Below are 22751 nucleotides of genomic sequence, written 5' to 3' on the forward strand. Positions count from 1 at the left end.
TATTATGATTTTGAATAAATGAAGTAAATAATAACGATTGTTAAAACAGAAGCCAAAAGTACGACTTTCCATTTTCTTGAACCTTCATCTTCTATGAAAAGTGTGTTTTTCTGACTTTGAAATTTCGTTGGATTTTCCAGATATTCTTTTTCATAAGTAATGATTTCTGGTTTGTTTCCCATCACTCTTTTGACCTCAGCCCAATCTGGATCGGAAGGAAACACCACTTTTTCCGGTTGATTGTTCAACTTTAATTTGACGGTCAAATGTCCATTTTTGCTGAAAGTCTTGACGGAAATATTACTGTTAGTTAAGGAATTATCTTCCTTAAAGTGTGTTTCTTTGCTTTGAATGGCTTCTACCAGATCCTTGGAATTTTTCAGACCCAAACCTGTTTTATCAAATACCAGTTTGATGGCGTTTATCTTTTCATTTTGTTGAAGCAATTCTTCAATTTCCTGCCTGTCGAGATTGTATTCTTTTAGTAATGCGTCGATGTCTTTCATAATTTTTATTTTGGTTTTCAAGATTCTTAGTGATTCAGAAAAAACTCCGTTTACTTTTGGAAATGATTTGGTTGAAAATCAAAGGTCGGGATTTTGGATTGAATGGTCAAAAGAAATACAAAAAGTTCTTCTTAGCCCCGATAGGAACGGCATCCTTTTTTGCTTTTTGGCACAAATCTTCTTTTGATGACAAAATGTTCTAAAAGCAAAAAAGATATAGTGGATAGCGGGTTGGAAACGTCTAAAGAATGACCAAACTTCTTGCTCCAAAAAATAAAAAGGCGGAAAAAGTTGCCTCTTTCCGCCCAATAAACCCAAATCAAATAAACTATGAAAAAACTACTTGGGTTCTAGTATGCTTATCGGGATGATGACCTCCTCTAGAGAAATCCCTCCGTGCTGATAAGTGTCTTTGTAATAATTCACAAAGTGATTATAGTTCTTCGGGTATGCTAAAAATATATTGTTCTTTGCGAAAATATATTTGGAACTTAAATTTCCTTTTGGTAGAAAGAGTTTGTCGGGATTGTTTATCGCCCAAACGTCTTTGTCCTCGTACGTCAAACTTCTTCCGGTCTTGTATCGGATATTTGTAGAAGTTTCCCTGTCGCCAACTACCTTACTTGGTTTTTTAACATAAATTGTGCCGTGGTCGGTTGTAATGACCAATTTGAATCCATTTTCTGCTGCAGTTTTGATAATTTTCAGCAAAGATGAGTTCTCGAACCAATTGTAAGTCAAAGACCTGAAAGTTTTGTCGTCTCTAATTAATTGATTTACAATATTATTGTCGGTTTTTGCGTGAGATAAGATATCTATAAAGTTGTAGACAATAACTAGTAAGTCATTGTTTTTATGTTGATTGAAATCGTCTAAAATTTTTCTCTCAAAATCTGAATTTAGGATTTTCAGGTATTTCATTGATTTGCTGGAGAGTCCCAAACGTTTCATCTGGTCTTCCAGGAAATCTCTTTCGTGTTCGTTTTTATTACCTTCTTCATTATCATTAAACCAATACTCCGGGAATCTTTTCTCTATTTCTGATGGCATTAATCCTGCGAAGAATGAGTTCCTTGCATATTGCGTCGCTGTTGGTAAAATACTGAAATAATAATCCTCGGAAGTTTTGTTGTAAAACTTTGTGAATAATGGTTCTATCACTTTCCACTGGTCATATCTCAAATTATCTACCATTAGAAGAAGTACTTTCTCTTTTTCCAATTCCGGTTTCACCTTGTCTTTGAAAAGCGTGTGGCTCATCATCGGCTTCTCGTTGCCGTGAAGCCATTCTTCATAATTATTTTCAATAAATTTTGAGAATTGGATGTTGGCTTCTTCTTTTTGATTTTGAAGCAGATCAGCGAATTCGTTATCCGAAACTTTATCGAATTTCACTTCCCAGCTTAGGATTTTCTTGTAATATTCTGCCCAATCCTGATATGTTCTCAAGTAAGACAATTCCATACTCAAGTTTCGGAATTCCTGTTGATAATCGACAATTGTCTTTTGCTCAACAAGAGATTCGCTTTGAAGGATTTTTTTGAGTGACAAAAGAACCTGATTTGGATTCACAGGTTTTAAGATATAATCCTCTATCTGAGAACCAATCGCCTGTTCCATAATGTGCTCTTCTTCACTTTTGGTAACCATTACAATCTTGATCGCATTGTCTTTTTCTTTGATCATGGGGATGGCTTCCAAGCCGGAAATCCCAGGCATATTTTCATCGAGAAATGTCAGCACAAATTTTTCTTTTTCTATCAATTCCAAAGCCTCATTTACGTTGTTAACTGGTGTTACGGTGTAGCCTTTGTTTTCCAAAAAGACAATATGAGGTTTGAGAAGATCTACTTCATCATCGATCCATAAAATTTTTCCTGACATATATTTATTTAATTTAAGTAGTTTGTATCAAAATTATAACCAAAGTATCATAATTATATTTTAAATAACAGTTTTTATGCGTTAAATATTAGTTAAAGGAAATTTTATTTTTAAATTAATGAACGTTACTAATTTTAAGTCATAAAAAAACAGACTTAAAAAGTCTGTCTTAATATTTTTTTAATTGGAGAAACTTATCAATTCCTTTTTCTCTGCATTATAGAGATGAAACTCTAACATCTTGAAAGAATCTCTCGGAATCACAGTAACCCATTTTTTGTATTTCAAAAACCACTTATTTTGGATGCTGGTCAATCCTTTTGTAAGATAAGCTTCTACAAAAGGATGCACGTGCAGGTATAGTTTTCCTTTTTCTTTTTGCATAATCGTTCTGATAGAATCCTCCATTTTCTCCACAATTACAATTGGAGCTATGATTTCTCCATCTTTGTTGGGGTTTTCTTCAGAAGTTTCGATGTGTTTCTCAGCACGGACGCGTTGTCTCGTCATTTGGATAAGTCCAAATTTAGATGGCGGCAAAATCTTGTGTCTGGCTTTGTCACGTTTCATTTCGTCCCGGAAATGTTCATACAATTCTTTCCTGTGTTCTGGGTCTACCATATCGATAAAATCTACCACGATAATTCCACCCATATCTCGCAGACGCAGTTGTCTAGCAATTTCCGTGGCAGCCATTTTGTTGACGGTCAAAGCGTGCATTTTATTAGTCGAAGATGATGAAATATTGTTTCCGGAATTCACATCTACCACGTGTAGCGCTTCTGTATGTTCGATGACAAGATAAGCACCTTTGGAAGCCGGGATATTCACGTGCTTTCCAAAACTTTGTTTCAGCTGTTTCTCGACATTATAATACTCCATCAAAGGAATGTGAGAATCGTAAAACTGAACAATATTCTTACGTTCCGGCGCAATCACTTCGATATAAGATCTCATATCCTCTACCATTTTTTCGTCATCACAAATGATACTTACGAAATCTTGGTTAAAGTTATCTCTAAGGATAGAAGACGCTTTATCTTCTTCACTCAAGACTTTGCTCGGAACTTTATTTTTCTGAATATTTTTAAATGTAGATTCCCATTTTTTCACCAGCTGATTCATATCATTATGAAGCTCAGCTACTTTCTTCCCTTCTGCAACCGTTCTGATAATCACGCCGAAACCTTCCGGACGGATACTTTCTATCAAAGTTTTCAGACGATTTTTTTCTTCTGGGTCGGCTACTTTTTTGGAAATAGAAATCTTGTTATCGAAAGGAATCAAAACCAAAAAACGACCTGTAAGTGAAATTTGCGTAGAGATACGCGGTCCTTTTGTAGAAATTGGTTCTTTGGTGATTTGAAGAAGGACAAGGTCGCCCGCCGTCAAAACTTTGTCAACAGTTCCCATTTTATCAATATCCTTGGCAGTTTCAAAACTTTTAAGGCTGGGAGATTGTTGTTTTTTCGATATTGTATTTTTCAGAAATCTTTGGTAAGACAGGAACTGTGGACCAAGGTCCTGATAATGCAAGAACGCATCTTTGTCTGTTCCGATGTTTACGAAAGCAGCATTAAGGTTGGGCGCCAACTTTTTGATTTTGCCCAGAAAAAGGTCACCTACAACAAAATCTGACTTCGTCTCTTGCTCGTGAAGCTCAAAAAGACGGCCATCTTCCAATAAAGCTATTTTTGAAGCATCTTCCTCATTGGAAATAATCAGTTCTTTCTTCATAACTTCATAAAAAGGTTTTTATTAAGGATTAGGTTGTAAATATAAAACAAAAATATAGCTGACAAAGTGCCAACTATATTTAATATGTTTAAGACTGAAAAAATACAGATTATTTTTTCTTTTTGTGTCTGTTTGCTCTTCTTCTTTTCTTTCTCTTGTGAGTTGCAACCTTGTGTCTTTTTCTCTTTTTTCCGCTTGGCATAATTTATATATTTTTTATACTGTTAATATTCAACTAATTATTTTACTGCAACTTTAGTCTTAACTTTTTCCACAAAAGTTTTTGAAGGTTTAAAAGCAGGAATGTTGTGAGCAGGAATTTCTATAGCTGTGTTCTTAGAAATATTTCTACCTGTTTTAGCTGCTCTGGTTTTGATAATAAAAGAACCGAATCCTCTTAAATATACATTATCTCCATTATACATAGAGGTTCTGATTTCTTGCATAAAAGCTTCGATAACTTTCTGTGTATCATTCTTTTCTACTCCCAGCTTGTTCGAGATGGTATTTACCAATTCTGCCTTTGTCATTTTCTAAAATTCTTTATATTTTTGGTGTGCAAATATAAGACATATTTTTGAAAACAAACAAACAAAATGCTGATTTTCTTCACATTGGAAAAAAGCTCACAAAGTGGTATGATACTAATGCCAGACAACTTCCTTGGAGAGAAAATCAGCTTCCTTATAATATATGGATTAGCGAAATTGTTTTGCAACAAACGCAGGTAAAACAAGGCCTTGGTCATTACCTTAGATTTATAGAAAGATTCCCAACTGTAAAAGAACTTCATCAAGCTTCGGAAGATGATGTTTTATTATACTGGAAAGGTTTGGGTTATTATTCCAGAGCGATTAATTTGCATAAAGCGGCGCATCAAGTTATAGAAGATTTCGATGGTGAATTCCCCAATCAATATAGTGATATCTTAAAACTAAAAGGTGTTGGAAAATATACTGCCGCTGCGATTGCAAGTATTTGCTTTGAAGAAAAAGTCCCTGCGGTTGATGGAAATTTTTATCGGGTTTTGTCAAGGATATTTGCTGATGATTTTGATATTTCCGGCTCAAAGGCTTTTCAGTATTTTTCGGATTTAGCTTTGTTAATTATGCCTGATGATAAATCTGGTGAATTCAATCAGGCGATAATGGACATCGGTTCGGAGATTTGTAAACCGAAAAATCCGCTTTGTGGAGAATGTCCTGTGAATGATGATTGCATTGCTTTCCAAACGGGAAGAATTTCCGAATTTCCTGTAAAAACGAAAAAAGTTAAGGTTTCGGATTTGAGTCTGAAATATTTCTTTGTTAAACACAAGAATCAATTCCTTATCAAACAAAGAGGCAATGATTTCATTTGGAAGAAATTATATGAATTCCCGATTTCTATTCCTGAAAATTGGAATGATTCTATCATCAATTCAAAAATAATAGGTCATAAACTGACTCACAAAAACCTCTCAATAGAAATCAATCTCGTTGACATCGATTCTAAGAAAGAATTTGAAAAATTTGCTTCTGATAATGATTTCATCATCGCAACCGAAAAACAAGCCGACGACAAATCGTTTCCCAGACCACTGGAAAATTATTATAAAAATATTGGAAAACCAGAAATTGGAAAACTACAGTTTTAAGAATAATTAAAATTTTCATCCGAACTTCATTATATTTGCAAAAATTTGGTTCCGATATTTTTCGGATTAAAATGGGAATGAAGCGCAATTCTTCAACTGTCCCCGCAACTGTAAATCGCAACAAATTTAATTAATAATTAAATTTTAACTGTTTTTGCCAAAGGCCATTGTTCTGAGAAGAATGAGAAGGCGCAAAATCAGCGAAAGTCAGGAGACCTGCCAAAAATAATATTTTGAATAAATGCTTTCGGAGGAAAAGCCTGATTCTATAGACATTTTGTGTTTGTATTCTCTTGCTATTTTCTGAAAGTTAATTTATAAACTTTAATTATATTTTAATGAACAGAAAATTAATTTTGGCCAGCGCGATGCTTATGATAGGAACATCGGTTTTTGCCCAACAAAATGACGAAACAAAAATCGAAGAGGTTACTGTAGCTTCCAAAATCCCACAACAGCTGTATAAGACAGGAAAAAATGTAAAGCTTTTCACAGAAAAAGATCTTGAAAACTTCAAAGGTCAAACCTTAAATGATGTTCTGAATCAAGTTGCCGGTTTTCAGATTACAGGTAATTTCAATAACCAAACCGAGCCGAGATCTTTGAAAATCAGAGGGGGAAAAAGTGCTAATATTTTGATTTTATTAGATGGCATTCCTTTGAAAGATGTTACAGGAAATGATTATACCGTTTCCGATTTACGTCTGATTGCTTTGGAAAATGTAGAAAGTATAGAGGTTCTTAATGGTGCTTCTTCAGTTTTGTATGGCTCAAACGCTACCGTTTCTGTTATCAATATCAAAACAAAAAAATCTTCTCAAAAAGCAATCGAAGGACTTGTTTCTGCAAGAGGAGGTTCATTCAATACATTTGCTCAGAATGCTACTGTCAAAGGTAAATTAGATAAATTCAATTACCAAATAAATGGTTTCAATGAAAAATCTGAAGGAATATCTTCGGCAGAAGGTAACGATACTTTCGACAAAGATGGTTGGGAAAAGCAAAACATCTCTGCAAATGTTGGATACACTGATGAGAAGTTCAACATTAATCTTTCCGGAGGCTGGAACCACAATTTATACAGATATGATGAAGGAGCCTTTACAGACGGACTTTATCGTGGCAATGATAAACAATTCTTTGGAGGTGTAAATGCCGGTTTCAAGTATAATAATGGTGAAGTTATTTTCAATTCCAGATATTCTGGAACAGATAGATTGAGCCAGAATTTTTATACTGATAAATACAATGATCAGTTTTCTTACACTGGAAAAAATCTTTTCACAGAGCTATACAATTTCTACAAAGTCAATGATTTTTTCAATTTTACTGTAGGAGTTCAATATGAAGATCAAAAAATGGGATCTGCATCTTTGCCTTGGGGCGGAACAGAATTGGAAGATGTGCTTTTGGAAAAAGATACAAAGCTTTCTAACTTCGATGCATTTGCAAAAATCAATTTAAATTATAATGGATTCAATCTAGATGCAGGCGCTAGAATGACAGACAATTCAAAATTCGGAAATCATTGGGTTTATTCTGTTAATCCTTATTATTTAGGAGAAACTGAAAGCTTGTTTTTCAAAATTGGCTATTCTTATGCAACAGCTTTTATAGCACCTACTTTATACCAAAATTACGGTTCTCTTCCGTACATTCTTCCAAATGCTGATCTGAAGCCTGAAACCAATCAAAGCCACGAAATAGATTTAACAATCGGGAATAGTTCAAAAACGTTCGTAGTAAATGCAAGCCTTTTTCAACGTCAGGAAAAAGATGCTTTTGCCTATCAAATAGTTGATATGGTTACTTTCGCAGGACAGTATCTAAATATTGATGAAAACAAAGCCAAAGGTTTTGAAATCGGTTTCGATTATGATATTAATCAATACGTAGGAATTGGTGGAAATTTCAGTTATGTAGAAAAAGATAAAGAAGCAACAATGTTACGTCAACCGAAGCAAAGAATCAATTCTTATGTTGAGGTAAAACCTTTCAAATCTACAAGATTATACATCAATCACCAATTCGTTGGAAGTAGAAGCGATGCATATTTTGATTCAGCAACTTTTGCAACAGTTAATGTTATCAACAAAAGTTTTCATCTTTTCAATTTGAATGTTAATCAAAAAATAACCAATAAAATTGAAGCATTTGCAAATGTTGGAAATCTTTTCAACACTTCATATGTCGATATCATTGGATATAAAACAAAACCGAGAAACTATACCATTGGTGTAAGTTATCAGTTTTAAAATTTCATCATTTGTGTTTTTAGAGCTCTTTCAAGTTTTTTTGAAAGAGCTTTTTTTATTTAGATGACACAAATCATTGTTTTTAAAAATTTCAAGCATAATTTTTGATGTTATTGATGCAATAAAAACCTTAATTTTATAAAAAAATCACAATGAGGGAAAAGATTGTTATCATTGGTGGCGGATTCGCAGGATTGCAATTGGCCAAAAACCTTAATAATCAAGGTAAATATAAAGTAATGGTCATCGACAAGATGAATCATCATATGTTCCAACCGTTATTTTACCAGGTTGCAACAGGACGAATTGAACCTTCTAATATTTCTTTCCCATTCAGAAAAATCTTCCAAAAGTCAAAGAATATCCAGTTTCGAATGACGGAGGTTAAGAAAATTATTCCATCCGAAAATAAAATTATCGGCGACGATGGTGTTTTCACTTATGATAAATTGGTAATTGCAACAGGTTGTAAAACCAATTTTTTTGGCAATCAAAAGATGCAGGATTTGGCTTTGGGAATGAAAAACACACAGGAAGCCATTACCATCCGAAATCATATTTTGATGACCTTCGAAAAGATGATTATCGAAAGAAAATCCAGCGACGATGGAAACTGGAATCTCGTAATTGTAGGAAGCGGGCCAACCGGAGTGGAATTAGCGGGTGCTTTTTCCGAAATGAAGACCCACATTCTCCCAAGGGATTATCCTAGAATGAATTTCTCTGACCTTAATATTATTCTAATAAGCGCCGGTGACAAACCATTGGAAGCAATGAGTCAGGAATCTCAAGATGCTGCGGAAGATTATCTGAAACAACTAGGCGTCAAATTCCTAAAAAACGAACGCGTTACAGATTATGATGGAGAAGTCATTAATATGCAAAGCGGAAATTCCATTCCTACAAACAATGTGATTTGGGCTGCTGGAGTTACGGGAAATATCATTGATGATTTTAATAAAGAAAATCTAGTTCGAAATCGATACATTGTCAATCGTTACAATCAGGTTAAAGGTTTTGATAATATTTTTGCTATCGGCGATATCGCTTATATGGAAACGCCAAAATACCCACAAGGTCATCCCCAGGTTGCGAATGTCGCCATTAATCAAGGGAAAAATCTGGCTAGGAATTTCAAAAAAAATTCAGAAAAAGACTGGCAGGAATACGAGTATATCGACCGCGGTTCTATGGCAACCATAGGAAAACACAGAGCGGTTGTCGACCTTCCGAAATTTAAATTTCAGGGATTTCTTGCGTGGTATCTATGGATGTTCTTACATTTGATGCTGATTCTGAGCGTCAGAAACAAACTAGCAATTTTTTTCAACTGGATGTGGAGTTATATCAACAAAGACTCTTCACTAAGGCTGATTATTGCGCCATCTAAGAAAAACCCAACAGAACAGTAATATAATCGATAGCTGATGAGTGATAATTGATTGCAATTCATCGTCTATCAATTATCATTTATCATTTATAAATATGCGAATCGATATCATCAGCGTACTTCCGGAACTTATGGAAAGTCCATTCAAAACATCAATCCTCAAAAGAGCGATGGAAAAAGGGCTGGCAGAAGTTCATTTTCACAATATCCGGGACTGGAGCATTGGCAAACATCGCCAGATTGATGATGAACCTTATGGTGGTGGTGCTGGAATGATTATGATGGTAGAACCTTTGGACAAGTGTATTTCTGAATTGAAATCACAAAGAAATTACGACGAAATCATCTATCTCACACCAGACGGCGAAACTCTGAATCAAAGAATCGCCAACACTTTATCCATCAAAAAGAATTTGATTTTTCTTTGTGGACATTATAAAGGCATTGACCAAAGAGTTCGTGATTTACACATTACCAAAGAAATTTCAATCGGAGATTATGTTTTAACCGGCGGAGAATTAGCAGCTTGCGTTTTAGCAGACTCTGTTATCAGATTATTGCCTGGTGTTTTGAATGACGAACAAAGTGCATTAACAGACAGTTTCCAAGACGACCTTTTATCTTATCCAATCTATACGAGACCAGAAACTTACAAAGGCTTATCCGTTCCGAAAATTTTACTAAGCGGTAACTTCGGCGCCATCGAAGAATGGCAACACGACGAAGCGGTAAGGATCACAAAAGAACGCAGGCCAGACCTTTTGGAATAATTAATGATACAATCAAAATATAACCTTTCTAATTTTAGAGAGGTTTTTATTTGTTTTTAAAAATCATTATCTTTATTTAAAATTGGATTTATGCAGAAGACAGTTTATGATAAAAGTGAATTACGGAATTTTGTGAACGACTCTCTCTCGGGAAAAGTTAAAACACTAGAGTTTTATCTTAATTTTTCTTTGGAGGCAAGTCGTGATATCAAAAAAACATCAAAATACGATTCGATAAGAGAGGAGATTCAGGAAGAAATTTATCATTTGGATAAGCAGATGGTTTCACTGAAAAGTATGCAGAACCAGATGCGAAAAGTTCTGAATTCGGAATCGGATGTTGTAAAGCTTGGTTCGCTTGTCATTACAAATAAAGCCCGTTTTTATATTTCTGTTTCTTTGGGAGAATTTTTCTTTCAGGGCGACCGCTTCTATGCCATCTCTCCGGAAAGTCCAATGGCTCAAACAATGATGGGAATGAAACCTGGTGATTCTTTTATCCTCAATAGAATCGGTCAGGAAATTGTGGAAATTTTTTAAAGTCAGTTGTCAGATATCCTGAGTTTTTCAGTTACTGTTTTTACTTTGCTCTTTTGCATTCCTTCTTGTATCTTTGAACTATGGAAAACGCAACAATTCTCAAACACATTATAGAAGAACGCAGAAGCATCTTCCCAAAAGATTACTCGGATAAAGAAATCCCACAACAAATCATTGACGAAATTCTAGGCAACGCCGTTCTGGCACCGAATCACAAACGTACGAAACCTTGGCGCTTCAAAGTTTTCAAAGGAGAAGAAAAACAGAATCTTGGTCAGGAACTTCAGAATATTTATAAGGAAATTACGCCAGAATTCCAGTTTCTACAAAAGAAATATGATGATATCGGGTTTAAAATTTCAAAAGCTAATGCCGTGATTTCAATTGTAGTTGAGTTCAGTGGATTGGTTCCGGATTGGGAAGAGATTGCTGCAACATCTATGGCTGTTCAAAATATGTATCTAACTTGTACCGCCAACCGAATCGGCTGTTATTGGAGTTCTCCGAAAATCGTAAATAACTTGAAAAACTCTTTAAAAATTGAAGAAAATCAACAATGTTTGGGATTGTTTTATCTGGGAAGTTTGGAATAATTTTTTATTTGATTAATTATAAAATTATCAATGCAAAAAATCTCAATATTCTGGTTTCGGAGAGACCTTCGCTTGGATGACAACAAAGGCTTGTCCGAAGCTTTGAAAGCTGATGAAAAAGTAATTCCTATTTTTATTTTTGACAGAGACATTCTTGATCTTCTCGAAGATAAATATGACTGTCGTGTCGATTACATTCATCAATCACTGGAAAAAATAAATCAAGAATTGAAAAAATCCGGAAGTAATTTATTGACTTTCTATGGAAAACCTTTGGAGATTTTCAAACAATTACAGAAAGAATATGATGTGAAATCTGTTTTCTGTAATCGGGATTATGAGCCTTCTGCCATTAAAAGAGATGATGAGGTTAAGGATTTTCTCAAATCAAAAAATATTGAGTTCTTCGATTTCAAAGACCAAGTGATTTTTGAGGAAAATGAAGTCATAAAAGACAACGGCGAACCTTACACGGTTTATACGCCTTTTTCAAACAAATGGAAAAAACTTCTGACCGAAGAGGATTACAAGTCGGTTAAGATTGATAAAAATCAATTTCTGAAATTACCTTCCAAGAAAATATTAAGTCTAAGAGAAATCGGATTTGAGAAAACAGATTTTGATTTTGAAGAACCAAAACTAGAATCCAAAATCATTGATGTATATGATGAAAACAGAGATTTTCCAGCTTTGGACGCCACGACACATTTGGGAATTGCGTTGAGATTTGGAACAATTTCGATTCGGAAGTGTGTAAAATTTGCTTTGAGTCATAACGAAACTTGGCTGAATGAATTGATTTGGCGAGAATTTTTTATGCAAATCCTTTTTCATTTTCCGAAAGTGGTGAAACATTGTTTCAAGGAAAAATATGAAGATATCCAATGGCGAAACAACGAATCTGAATTTGAGAAATGGTGCAAAGGCGAAACTGGTTACGCCATTGTAGATGCCGGAATGCGACAACTGAACCAAACCGGAAGAATGCACAACAGAATCCGAATGGTGGTTGCAAGTTTCCTGACCAAACATCTTCTGATAGACTGGCGTTGGGGCGAAGCTTATTTTGCGAAGAAATTGTTAGATTATGATTTGTCTGCCAACAATGGAAATTGGCAATGGGCGGCAGGTTGCGGTTGCGATGCAGCGCCTTACTTCAGAGTTTTCAATCCGGATGAGCAGACGAAAAAATTCGATAAAGATTTGAAATACACCCGAAAATGGAATCCTGATTTTGAGAAAAGTATTTTGGATGACAGAATCGTGGAACATAAATTTGCTAGGGAAAGAGCTTTGACAGCCTATAAGAAAGCTTTGAACTGATATTTTTATAAACAACTTAAGTGAATTATTTGATTTTTGATTTAGTTCACATAAAAGCAGTTTAGTTTTTGAAATTTTCGATTTTGAGTTTTGGCCAATTTCTATGGTTTGACAAACTTCGGTTGGAAAAACAAACCCTTAGCCCTGATTGACCCTTTCTTTTTTAATTATTTAATGGAATCGTCGAAACTTTGTTTTGCAGTGGAAATCCCACAGCGAGATGGCGGAGCGTAGCCGATCGAGCGAGGAATTGCAACGGAAAGCAGATTCACTTCTTCTAGATATTGAAAGTTTAAAGTTCTATGCTTAAGGTTTTTAGATTTTTTAATTCCAGCTATTGGACATTGAACTTTTTTTGTATCTTTGCAAACTCAAACATTTAACCGGGACGTGTTCCCACAAATTTAAAATTTATGTCAGTAAAAATCAGATTACAAAGACACGGTTCGAAAGGAAAACCTTTCTTCCACATCGTAGTTGCGGATGCAAGAGCTAGAAGAGATGGTAAATTCATCGAAAAATTAGGTACTTACAACCCAATTACAAACCCTGCAACTATCGACTTGAACGTTGATTCTGCTGTAAAGTGGTTAAACAACGGAGCTCAGCCAACTGATACTGCAAGAGCTATCCTTTCTTACAAAGGTGCTTTGTACAAAAAACACCTTCAAGGTGGTGTTGCTAAAGGTGCTTTTGACGAGGCTGAAGCTGAGAAGAGATTCGCTGCTTGGGTTGAAGCTAAAGATGCTAAAGTACAAGGAAAAGTTGAAGGTTTATCTACTGCTAAAGCTGACGCTAAAAAAGCGGCTCTAGATGCTGAAGCTAAAGTAAACCAAGCAAGAATTGATGCTGCTGCGAAAGCTGAAGCTGATGCAAAAGCTGCTGAAGAGGCTGCTAACGCTCCTGCTGAGGAAGTTGCAACAGAAGAAGCTGCTACTGAAGAGCCAACTGCTGAAGCAGAAGGAACTGAAGAAACTCAGGCTTAATTCTTTACAAAAAGATACAATCTCAAAGACACGATAATCTCGTGTCTTTGTTGTTTAATAAAATTTACCACCAGAAATAATGAGAAAAGAAGACTGCTATTTTTTAGGAACCATTACCAGAACGCACGGACTGCAAGGCAACGTCATCCTAAAACTGGACACAGACCAACCTGAGATGTACAACAAATTGGAATCGATTTTTGTGGAAGTCAACGGTTTACTCGTTCCTTTTTTTGTGGAAAAACAATCTTGGTCCAAAGCTGACACCAAAATTATTTCTTTTAAAAATTCTTCCGAAGCCTTAGTCAATCAATCGCTTGGAAAAGGTGTTTATCTTCCTCTTTCTACTCTACCTCCATTGACGGGGAAAAAATTCTATTATCACGAAGTTGTCGGTTTCGAAATCCGTGAAGAGGATGGGAAATCTTGCGGCAATATCGTTTCTATTAATGATATGACGGCTCAGAATTATTTCATTCTGAATCTTGCCGGAAAAGAAATCATCATTCCGTTGATTAAAGATTGGATTCTTGAGGTAAATCGTGAAGAGAAATTTATCAAAATGTTTTTACCGGAAGGTTTGATGGATGTTTTTTTGATGCCTTCGAAAAAGGATGAGTAAAAATCACTCATTCAAAACGGAAGGCAACAGATATTCCTGAACAATTTTATCGGCTTGAGAATGAGCGTAAGGTCTATTGTAAGCTTTCGCTGTAATTACGATTACAACAGGGATTTCTTTAAAAATAATGATTTTATTTCCGCCGTTTCCACTGGATTGATAAGATTCAAAGGTTTTGTTTCCGACTTTGTAAACTTTTCTCCAAAATAAATAGCCGTAACCTTCTGATTCTTTATTATCAGCAAAATAATTGGTGAAAGATTTTTGAATCCAGTTTTTATCTAAAATTTGCTTTCCATTCCAGATTCCATTATTTTTATAAAGCTGCCCGAATTTAGCAAAATCTAAAGCTTTCATTCGCAATCCGCCCGCTAAAGATGGTTTTTGCTGAGGCGTGAATTGCCATTTGTAATTCGTGATTCCAAGCGGTTGGAATAGTTTTTTATCTGCATATTTTTCCAAACCATTCGGAACAGATTTGTCCAGAATATCTCCGGTCACGACAACTCCGGATGTGAAATAATGCCAGTTTTTTCCGATTTTACTTTCCGTCATTGGCAAATCCAAAGTGAACTTGACCCAATTGTCCGTCGGATACATATTTTCTTCATTGCCCGCTGAATCCGAATCTGCATCATTCCCATCAAAAGCAGAACTCATTGTCAACAGGCTTTTTATCGTCACGCTGTCTTTTTTCTCAGAATAATTTTTGAATTGTTTCAAATCATAGAAATCTTTCAAAGTTTGATTTTCATTTTTGATGTGACCATCTTTAATCGCGATTCCCATTAAAGCTGAAGAAAAGGATTTTCCGACAGAACGTGTATCATTCAAGCTATCTCTCTCGTAACTGTTGAAATATTCCTCTAGCAACAATTTATCGTTTTTAATGACAACAATTCCTGTGACTTCCCTAAATCTGTTTTCAGCAACCTTTTGATTCAGAAGTCGGATTTTTTCTTGATTAATTTTCTCATCAGAAACCTTCCAACCGCTATTTGGTTTGATTTTCTGAATTGCAATTTGTTCTTCGGAAACGTATTTTTTCGGAACAATTAATTGAATTTCTCCTGACGCGATTACGTTTCCAACTTTCAGAGTTGAAGTTTTCAAATAAGGTTTGACTTCTATTTTCAAAGTATGACTTCCTGTTTCCAACACATCTACTCCACCGTTGGCAAAATAAAAACGAGACCAAAGATATCTTCCCCACGAATCTTCATTTTTTGTATTCAGAAACGGAATTCTGAAATTGGTTTTGACTTTTTTATCATCGATTTTTCCTGCTCCGGAATTCAGATTTTCGGTGTAAATCAATTTTCCATCAACGTAGAAATTGAATTGATAATTTCCTTTTTTAAGTAATTCGTCAATAGTTAAAGAATTATCAAGTTGGTGTAAATAATTGACCAAAGAATTATCCAGAAAAACCCGAATATCAAAATCTTTATCTTCCTGAAAAGTCATTGTTTTGAGAAAATCAGATTCTTTGAGATTTTCAAGCGGAACGACTTTATCTAAAAACAGAATTTGGTTTAAATGATTTTTCTGAACTGGATTTTCAATTTTTTCCGGCTCAATAATATTTTTGGTCTGGCTTAATGAAAAACCGAAAACGAGAATCAGGACAAATAAGAAAATTGATTTCATTGTAAATTTTATCAGACAAATGTAGAACATCAATCTTGGAAAAAATAGAATGAAATTAACATTGTAACTATTTCAGTAAATTTTTATATTTCAAAGGCGTGATGCCAATGTTTTGTTTGAAACAACGATTGAAATGACTTTGGTCCGCAAATCCACATTCCAAAGCAACATCGGAAAGCGAATCATTTTTATTCAATAAAATCAATGATTTTTCAACTTTCAGTTTTCTAATATATTCTCCCAAATTACATTGAAAATATTTCTGAAAATCCCGACTCAAATGCATCGGATGAATGTTAAGAGTTTTTGAAAGTTCTGTCAAATTCAGTTTTTCCGCAAAACTTTCGTGAAGAATTTCATCAATCTTATTGACCCAAAGTGGGTTCTTATCAGCAGAAATTTTTTGATTAGACAATTGACTGAAAAGATTTAGCAAAATTTGATTAATACTAACTTCAAAAGAATTATCATTCAATTTCGATTCTTTGAAAATCTGGTAAATCAATAATTTGAAAGAAGGATTCTTGATATTGAAGCTTCCCTCAACATTTTCCTTTGAAAGCTGGAATTTTTCAAACCATTCTTCCGTGATTTCAAGATGAAAACCTCGTGTAAAAATATCCGGTTTTATGTTGTAATGTGCATCTTCCCAATGGTGGTAAAGCAAAGTTCCGGCGGAACAATCGTAGATTTCCTTCTTATTCCCTTCCGTCATATTTCCCTGAAGCAAAAATGTGAAATATGGATTCTCGTGATAATGCCAATCGACAAAAGGATGCGTGTATTCTGTATCCGTAATGGTCAATCCATCGAAACTTAGCTTCTCATTGGTCTGCCCGAAAAATTCGCCATTACGAAGGTTTTTCATTACAATTTTTGTTTTAGATTTTCGATTTGTTGGTACATTTTGTTGAAAAACAGTTTTCTATCTCTGTTTCCAGCTGTGTTCAGAGATTTACAGTTCTTAATTTGATGTTGAAAATAGTTCAACGTTTCTTTACAGGTTTTTGAATCATTCATTAGCAGATAACCAAACATATTGCAAGGAATCGCCAACGTCGATTGTTGCCCGTTATTAATAAAAATATCATTGGAAAGATGAACCAATTCGTTTTGATAAATTTGAAAACGAGAATTTGTTTCGGTTTTATTTTCGATATAATGAATCAAATCATCCAGTTCTGAAAGAATTTTTACAGCATCTTCTTTTTTGAGAAGTCCAATTTCAAAATAGAACGAAATCTGCAAAAGAATGCTGGAAATTGTCATATCATTCCATAATTCTATTACATTTTGTTCTTCGTAAATCTCTCTCAGAATTTTTGTTTTTGAATTAAATTGTTGTGGCTGAAAATCCTGAAACGGAATGAAAACCTGTTTAGAATTCAGAAGATTCATCCAAACATAAATTTTGAATCTCGACAAAAGCGTATCCGAAACCGTATAAAAAAACGGAATATCCTTCGCCGAATAATAAATCACAGAATCTTCTGAAAAAGTGATTGAACTTAAAATATCCAAAGTGTTATCAAAAAACGAATGCAAATCCTCAGTTTTACTAACTGCTTTTGTCTTTTTCACCAAAAGATTATCGCTATTTTCAAGGAATCTATCCAAAGAAACATTGTAGAACTTAGCTAATTGCAGGCTTTCGTCCAGAGAAAATTTAGACTTCATCGATGTTCTTCGATGCGATGCGTCGTAGCTTATGTTGAGGACATTCGCTAACTCGTCATTCAGAGATTTGTCCCCGATTTTGTTTCTGATTTCTTTCAATAAAAGTTCCTGATACACTTTTTGCGATTTTCACAAATTTATAAAAAATATTAATTCTTTTCCGCATTGAGAAACTTTGATTTCAGAAATAATTTTGAATTATAATTTAAAATTCAAGAAAATGAAAAAATTAGTTTTATTGTTCCTTGTTGTACTATTGAATACAAATTGCGCAGGTTTTAAAAACCCTACTGGAAGCGGAAGTTTCAATAAAAATAACTTGAGCGAAATTGACGGAACTTACAAAAACATTTCTTCTTCTGGAACAGAAACTCTCACCGAAGTTTTTGATAGAGATACCAATATATTTGCTTTTCTCAAAGGTGGGGATAATAAATATGACAAGATAAAAGATGTGAAATTAATATTGAAAATAATTAACAATAAAAGGCTGAATGTCAAAATTATCGATTCTGATAATCTATTGTTTGACAAAAATCTGAAAGTAAAATTAAAAAAAGATGGTTTCTTGTATTTAAGAGAAAAACAATTTATGATTGAAGGAATTCCATTTGTTGCTGGAGGTTGGAATGTTCAAAAGTCTTGTTTTACAATAGACAAAAATCATAATTTACAAGTTCAGCTCAACTATTTTTTCTATATGGCAATTTTAGTTGTAATAGGCGATGCTAAAACAACTAATTCTTATTTTACTTTTGAAAAAACAATAAATTGATTATGAAAGCAATCCCCTATTTATTAATCTTATTAAGATTCCTTTCAGCAATCGCCATTCTATATTTAGGATATTTTGTTGGCGAAACATCAAGAACTCTGATTTTAATTCTAATGTATTTTGGATTACTAACTGATATTTTTGACGGAATCATTGCACGCAAAGTTGGAGTTTCATCCGAAAAATTGAGAAGATTGGACAGTCAAACCGATTTGATTTTCTGGCTGGCAATCGGATTTGCAACGTATTGGCTGAATTCAGAAATCATAAAAGACCATTGGAAAAGTATTTCTCTGATTTTTGGAATGGAAGCTCTGTGTTACATTATCAGTTTTTGGAAATTCAGGAAAGAAACTTGTACACACGCTTGGCTTTCCAAACTTTGGGGATTAAGTCTGTTAATTGCTTTTACTTTTTTGATAGGTTTCAGTACAGCCAACTGGGCATTTTATCTATGTTTGATTCTTGGCTTAATTTCTCATATCGATGTTATTTTAATCATTTTGATTTTACCGAAATGGCAATTCGATGTTCCAAGTTCTTATCACGCTTGGAAAATTCGAAATGGAAAAGCGTTGAAAAAATCGGTTTTATTGAATTGATTTGACATAAAACATAGAAAGTCCAAATGTAATTAAGGACTTACCTCGATTTTTCCTAAATTTGCACTCACTTAATTTTAAAACAGAAACTTTCCAAAAGTTTATACTAAAATGAAAAGACAAACGATTAAAGACCTATTGGCAGATTACAAAAAAGTATTACATCACGACATTACCGTACAAGGTTGGGTAAGAACGTTCCGTGCAAACCGCTTTATTGCGCTAAATGATGGTTCTACGATTAATAATTTGCAAATCGTTGTTGATTTTGAGAATTTTGACGAACAAATAATAAACAAAATAAGCACGGCTTCTTCACTGAAAATCGTTGGAGAAGTTGTAGAAAGTCAAGGTGCTGGACAAGCGGTGGAGATTGTGGCTAAAAAAATCACTATTTTAGGAGATAACTTCACAGAAGACAGAGACAAAACGATTCTTCAGCCAAAAAAACACTCATTGGAAACTTTGAGAGAGCAGGCGCATTTGAGATTCAGAACCAATTTGTTTGGTGCCGTTTTCAGAGTGCGTCACGCTGTGAGTTTTGCGGTTCATCAATTCTTCAATCAAAATCAGTTTTTCTACATCAACACTCCTATTGTAACCGGAGCTGATGCAGAAGGCGCTGGCGAAATGTTCGGCGTTACCAACTTTGACCTTAATAATATCCCGAAAAACGAAGACGGAGAAATCGATTTTTCTGCAGATTTTTTTGGCAAGAAAACTAACTTAACAGTTTCGGGACAATTGGAAGGCGAAACAGCAGCAATGGGATTGGGAAGAATTTATACTTTCGGACCAACTTTCCGTGCAGAAAACTCCAATACAACGCGTCACTTAGCTGAGTTCTGGATGATTGAGCCGGAAGTTGCTTTCAATAATTTGGAAGACAACATCGATTTGGCAGAAGACTTCTTGAAATATGTGATTAAATATGTTTTAGATAACTGCAAAGATGATTTGGATTTCTTAAACAATCGTTTCGCAGAAGAGCAAAAATCAAAACCAGAAAAAGAAAGAGCAAAAGAAGGTCTTATCGAGAAGCTGGAAAATGTGATTGCAAAAAGATTCAAGAGAGTTTCTTATACAGAAGCAATTGAAATCTTGTTAAATTCTAAAGAAAATAAAAAAGGAAAATTCCAATATCCAATCGAAGAATGGGGTGCAGATTTGCAGTCTGAACACGAGAGATTCTTGGTTGAAAAACATTTTGAAAGCCCAGTTGTTTTGTTTGATTATCCGAAAGAAATCAAAGCTTTCTATATGAAACTGAACGATGACAACAAAACTGTTGCTGCAATGGACGTTCTTTTCCCTGGAATCGGAGAAATAATCGGCGGTTCTGAAAGAGAAGCAAGATTGGATGTTCTGAAAACAAAAATGGCAGAAATGCACGTTGACGAGCACGAACTTTGGTGGTATCTTGACACAAGAAAATTCGGTTCTGTGCCGCACGCTGGATTTGGATTAGGATTGGAAAGATTAGTTCTTTTTGTAACAGGAATGACAAACATCAGAGATGTGATTCCTTTCCCAAGGACTCCGAAAAATGCAGAATTTTAAATTCAAAAAATATTCAAATCCCATTCTTATCGAGTGGGATTTTTTATTGATAAAAACTCAGAAAAATTAAATTCCATAAATTTGAAAGTATTAAAATAAATCTCAATGAAAAAAATCAGTGTTTACATCTTGACTGTTGCAGCAACATTTTATTTGGAATCTTGCTCTACATCACAGAAAACCTCAGTAGAAGGACCGAAAAAAGAAGTAGAAGCGCCAAAGGAAATTAAAGAAGAAGGACTTAATATTTCTTATATGGACAAATCTGTAAGACCTCAGGATGATTTCTATAATTATGTTAATGGCGGCTGGATGAAAACTGCGGTGATTCCATCGGATAAGCCAAGCTGGGGTTCATTCAATGCTTTGAGAGAAGATGTGGATGTTGCTTCATTAGACATTTTGAATAAAATTCTTTCGGAAAAATTTAGCTCTAATTCTGAAGGCGAAAAGATTCAGGCACTTTATGGAACTTTCATCGATTGGAATAAGAGAAATGCAGAAGGAATCAATCCTATAAAATCTCAATTGACAAAAATCGATGCAATTAAAAATGTAAAAGATTTACAGAAATATCTGATAGAAGCAACGCCTTCCGGCGATAATCCTTTTTACGGATGGCGAGTTGGTGCGGACATGAAAAACTCTGTAATGAATGCTGTTTATCTTGGCGGTCCCAGTTTAGGTTTAGGTAAAGATTACTACCAAAAAGTGAACGACGCCAATACCAAAACACTAGCCGAATATAAAGGTTACGTTGCCAAACTAGAAACAGTTCTTGGAAATAAAACTCCTGACGCAACTGCTCAGCAAATTGTAGATTTCGAGAAAAAACTGGCTCAAGACCTTCTGACTCTGGAACAAGGCCGTGATGCTAATTTGCGTTACAATCCTAAAACTGTCGAGGAATTAAAACCATTAGTAAAAAACATTAACCTTCCTGACTATCTGAAAACGGTTGGTGTCAACACAGACAAAGTCATCATCGGAGAATTAAAATATTATCAAAATATGGATTCCTGGATGACGGATAAAAATATTGGTCTCATCAAAGAATATATGAAGTATGACCTGTTGAACAACAATGCAGGAAATCTTAATAAGGATTTGGATAACATCCGTTTTGATTTTTATTCCAAATATTTGCAAGGTCAACAAGAGCAGCGTTCTATGGAAAAACGCGGGCTTGGCGTGATCAATAGTGTTTTGGGAGAAGCATTTGGAAAGCTTTATGTTGAGAAATATTTTCCGGCAGAGGCGAAACAAAAAATGGAAACTTATGTAGATTATATCAAAAAATCCTTCAAATTACACATAGAAAATCTGGAATGGATGTCTCCTGTGACCAGAGAAAAAGCTTTGGAAAAGTTATCAAAATTCAAAGTGAAAATTGCATATCCTAACAAATGGAAAGATTATTCTAAACTGAATTTGCAATTAGCATCCAACAACGGAACTTACTACAATAATCTTCAGAAAATCTCTGAATGGAGCTATGCTAAAAATCTTGATAAAATAGGAAAACCCGTCGATAAAACAGAATGGGGAATGTCGCCGCAAACGGTGAATGCTTATTATAGTTCTTCTAATAATGAGATTGTTTTCCCAGCTGCCATTTTACAACCTCCGTTTTTCAATTTCAATGCAGACCCTGCAGTTAACTTTGGCGGAATTGGCGGTGTTATCGGTCACGAGATTTCTCACGGATTTGATGACAGCGGTTCGAGATTTGACGGCGATGGAAACTTAAATAACTGGTGGACGGAAAGTGACAGAAAAAACTTTGACGAAAAAGTGGGACAACTTGCAGCTCAATATGATAAATATGAGCCTGTGTCAGGAAGTTTTGTGAATGGAAAATTCACAAGTGGTGAAAATATTGGAGATTTAGGTGGAATTAATGTTGCTTATACCGCATTGCAAATGTATCTGAAAGACCACGGAAACCCAGGAGAAATCAGTGGTTTTACACAGGATCAAAGATTCTTTATGAGCTGGGCAACGGTTTGGAGAACCAAATCTACCGACAAGTATATGACCAATCAGGTAAAAACAGATCCACACTCGCCAGGTTATTACAGAAGTTTTGGGCCATTGGTGAATATGGATGCATTCCAAAAAGCATTCGATATAAAACCTGGGGACAAATTATATGTTGCTCCGGAAAACAGAATAAAAATCTGGTAAAAACCAAAGAAAAAACCTTCAGAAATTCTGAAGGTTTTTTTATGTTAAATATCATTCA

At 34.7% G+C, this 22751-nt stretch carries 20 protein-coding genes and 1 riboswitch; of the genes, 13 read left to right on the forward strand and 7 right to left on the reverse strand.

Going from position 1 to position 22751, the window contains the following annotated elements; translation table 11 throughout:
* Positions 1-2: 2 nt before the first annotated feature.
* The 4 genes from BUR19_RS17760 to BUR19_RS17775 all read right to left on the reverse strand — a co-directional run bounded on the left by BUR19_RS17760 (position 3) and on the right by BUR19_RS17775 (position 4657).
* The gene (locus BUR19_RS17760) at positions 3-506 is read right to left on the reverse strand and encodes a ribosomal protein L7/L12 (RefSeq protein WP_139297414.1); all 504 of its coding nucleotides are present in this window, start codon (positions 504-506) and stop codon (positions 3-5) included.
* A 339-nt stretch (positions 507-845) separates the two neighbouring features.
* Positions 846-2390 (reverse strand): T9SS response regulator signal transducer PorX, encoded by a 1545-nt coding sequence (gene porX / locus BUR19_RS17765; protein ID WP_074236855.1) that lies wholly within the window; start codon positions 2388-2390, stop codon positions 846-848.
* 180 nt (positions 2391-2570) lie between these two features.
* On the reverse strand, positions 2571-4127 hold the full coding sequence (locus BUR19_RS17770; RefSeq protein WP_074236856.1) for an Rne/Rng family ribonuclease: 1557 nt from the start codon (positions 4125-4127) through the stop codon (positions 2571-2573).
* Positions 4128-4366: 239 nt separating this feature from the next.
* The gene (locus BUR19_RS17775; protein ID WP_027383593.1) at positions 4367-4657 is read right to left on the reverse strand and encodes an HU family DNA-binding protein; all 291 of its coding nucleotides are present in this window, start codon (positions 4655-4657) and stop codon (positions 4367-4369) included.
* 47 nt (positions 4658-4704) lie between these two features.
* Here BUR19_RS17775 and mutY point away from each other — a divergent pair, with 47 nt between their 5' ends.
* From mutY to rimM, 9 genes are all read left to right on the forward strand, one after another.
* Entirely contained in the window at positions 4705-5763 is a 1059-nt protein-coding gene (gene mutY, locus BUR19_RS17780) for an A/G-specific adenine glycosylase (RefSeq protein ID WP_074236857.1), read from the forward strand.
* Positions 5764-5792: 29 nt separating this feature from the next.
* Positions 5793-6001, forward strand: a riboswitch (cobalamin riboswitch).
* A gap of 100 nt (positions 6002-6101) precedes the next feature.
* Entirely contained in the window at positions 6102-8018 is a 1917-nt protein-coding gene (locus tag BUR19_RS17785; RefSeq protein ID WP_074236858.1) for a TonB-dependent receptor plug domain-containing protein, read from the forward strand.
* A gap of 152 nt (positions 8019-8170) precedes the next feature.
* On the forward strand, positions 8171-9430 hold the full coding sequence (locus BUR19_RS17790) for an NAD(P)/FAD-dependent oxidoreductase (protein ID WP_074236859.1): 1260 nt from the start codon (positions 8171-8173) through the stop codon (positions 9428-9430).
* Positions 9431-9503: 73 nt separating this feature from the next.
* Positions 9504-10178 (forward strand): tRNA (guanosine(37)-N1)-methyltransferase TrmD, encoded by a 675-nt coding sequence (gene trmD / locus BUR19_RS17795; RefSeq protein WP_074236860.1) that lies wholly within the window; start codon positions 9504-9506, stop codon positions 10176-10178.
* Positions 10179-10268: 90 nt separating this feature from the next.
* Positions 10269-10718 carry a GreA/GreB family elongation factor gene (locus BUR19_RS17800; RefSeq protein WP_074236861.1) on the forward strand — a complete coding sequence of 150 codons (450 nt, stop codon included), beginning with the start codon at positions 10269-10271 and terminating at the stop codon, positions 10716-10718.
* A gap of 80 nt (positions 10719-10798) precedes the next feature.
* Positions 10799-11311 carry a nitroreductase family protein gene (locus BUR19_RS17805; RefSeq protein ID WP_074236862.1) on the forward strand — a complete coding sequence of 171 codons (513 nt, stop codon included), beginning with the start codon at positions 10799-10801 and terminating at the stop codon, positions 11309-11311.
* A gap of 30 nt (positions 11312-11341) precedes the next feature.
* A complete protein-coding gene (locus tag BUR19_RS17810; protein ID WP_074236863.1) occupies positions 11342-12634 on the forward strand; it encodes a cryptochrome/photolyase family protein in 1293 nt (430 codons plus the stop codon).
* A 413-nt stretch (positions 12635-13047) separates the two neighbouring features.
* Complete coding sequence (locus tag BUR19_RS17815) at positions 13048-13620, forward strand: 30S ribosomal protein S16 (RefSeq protein ID WP_074236864.1); 573 nt, start codon at positions 13048-13050, stop codon at positions 13618-13620.
* A 79-nt stretch (positions 13621-13699) separates the two neighbouring features.
* Positions 13700-14242, forward strand: coding sequence for a ribosome maturation factor RimM (rimM, locus tag BUR19_RS17820; protein WP_074236865.1), 543 nt, complete (start codon positions 13700-13702; stop codon positions 14240-14242).
* Between the two features lie 3 nt (positions 14243-14245).
* Here rimM and BUR19_RS17825 read toward each other — a convergent pair whose 3' ends face one another.
* The 3 genes from BUR19_RS17825 to BUR19_RS17835 form a co-directional block, all read right to left on the reverse strand.
* Complete coding sequence (locus BUR19_RS17825) at positions 14246-15892, reverse strand: serine hydrolase domain-containing protein (RefSeq protein ID WP_074236866.1); 1647 nt, start codon at positions 15890-15892, stop codon at positions 14246-14248.
* A 67-nt stretch (positions 15893-15959) separates the two neighbouring features.
* Entirely contained in the window at positions 15960-16760 is an 801-nt protein-coding gene (locus BUR19_RS17830) for a helix-turn-helix domain-containing protein (protein WP_074236867.1), read from the reverse strand.
* A complete protein-coding gene (locus tag BUR19_RS17835; RefSeq protein WP_074236868.1) occupies positions 16760-17686 on the reverse strand; it encodes a transcriptional regulator in 927 nt (308 codons plus the stop codon). Before BUR19_RS17835 ends, BUR19_RS17830 begins: the two co-directional genes overlap by 1 nt.
* A 103-nt stretch (positions 17687-17789) precedes the next feature.
* Here BUR19_RS17835 and BUR19_RS17840 point away from each other — a divergent pair, with 103 nt between their 5' ends.
* From BUR19_RS17840 to BUR19_RS17855, 4 genes are all read left to right on the forward strand, one after another.
* Positions 17790-18344 carry a hypothetical protein gene (locus BUR19_RS17840; protein WP_139297418.1) on the forward strand — a complete coding sequence of 185 codons (555 nt, stop codon included), beginning with the start codon at positions 17790-17792 and terminating at the stop codon, positions 18342-18344.
* A 2-nt stretch (positions 18345-18346) separates the two neighbouring features.
* Positions 18347-18946, forward strand: coding sequence for a CDP-alcohol phosphatidyltransferase family protein (locus tag BUR19_RS17845; RefSeq protein ID WP_074236870.1), 600 nt, complete (start codon positions 18347-18349; stop codon positions 18944-18946).
* 111 nt (positions 18947-19057) lie between these two features.
* The gene (gene asnS / locus BUR19_RS17850; protein WP_074236871.1) at positions 19058-20506 is read left to right on the forward strand and encodes an asparagine--tRNA ligase; all 1449 of its coding nucleotides are present in this window, start codon (positions 19058-19060) and stop codon (positions 20504-20506) included.
* 105 nt (positions 20507-20611) lie between these two features.
* Positions 20612-22693 (forward strand): M13 family metallopeptidase, encoded by a 2082-nt coding sequence (locus BUR19_RS17855; RefSeq protein WP_074236872.1) that lies wholly within the window; start codon positions 20612-20614, stop codon positions 22691-22693.
* Positions 22694-22751: the final 58 nt, after the last annotated feature.

This window comes from Epilithonimonas zeae (assembly GCF_900141765.1).
Lineage (GTDB): Bacteria > Bacteroidota > Bacteroidia > Flavobacteriales > Weeksellaceae > Epilithonimonas > Epilithonimonas zeae.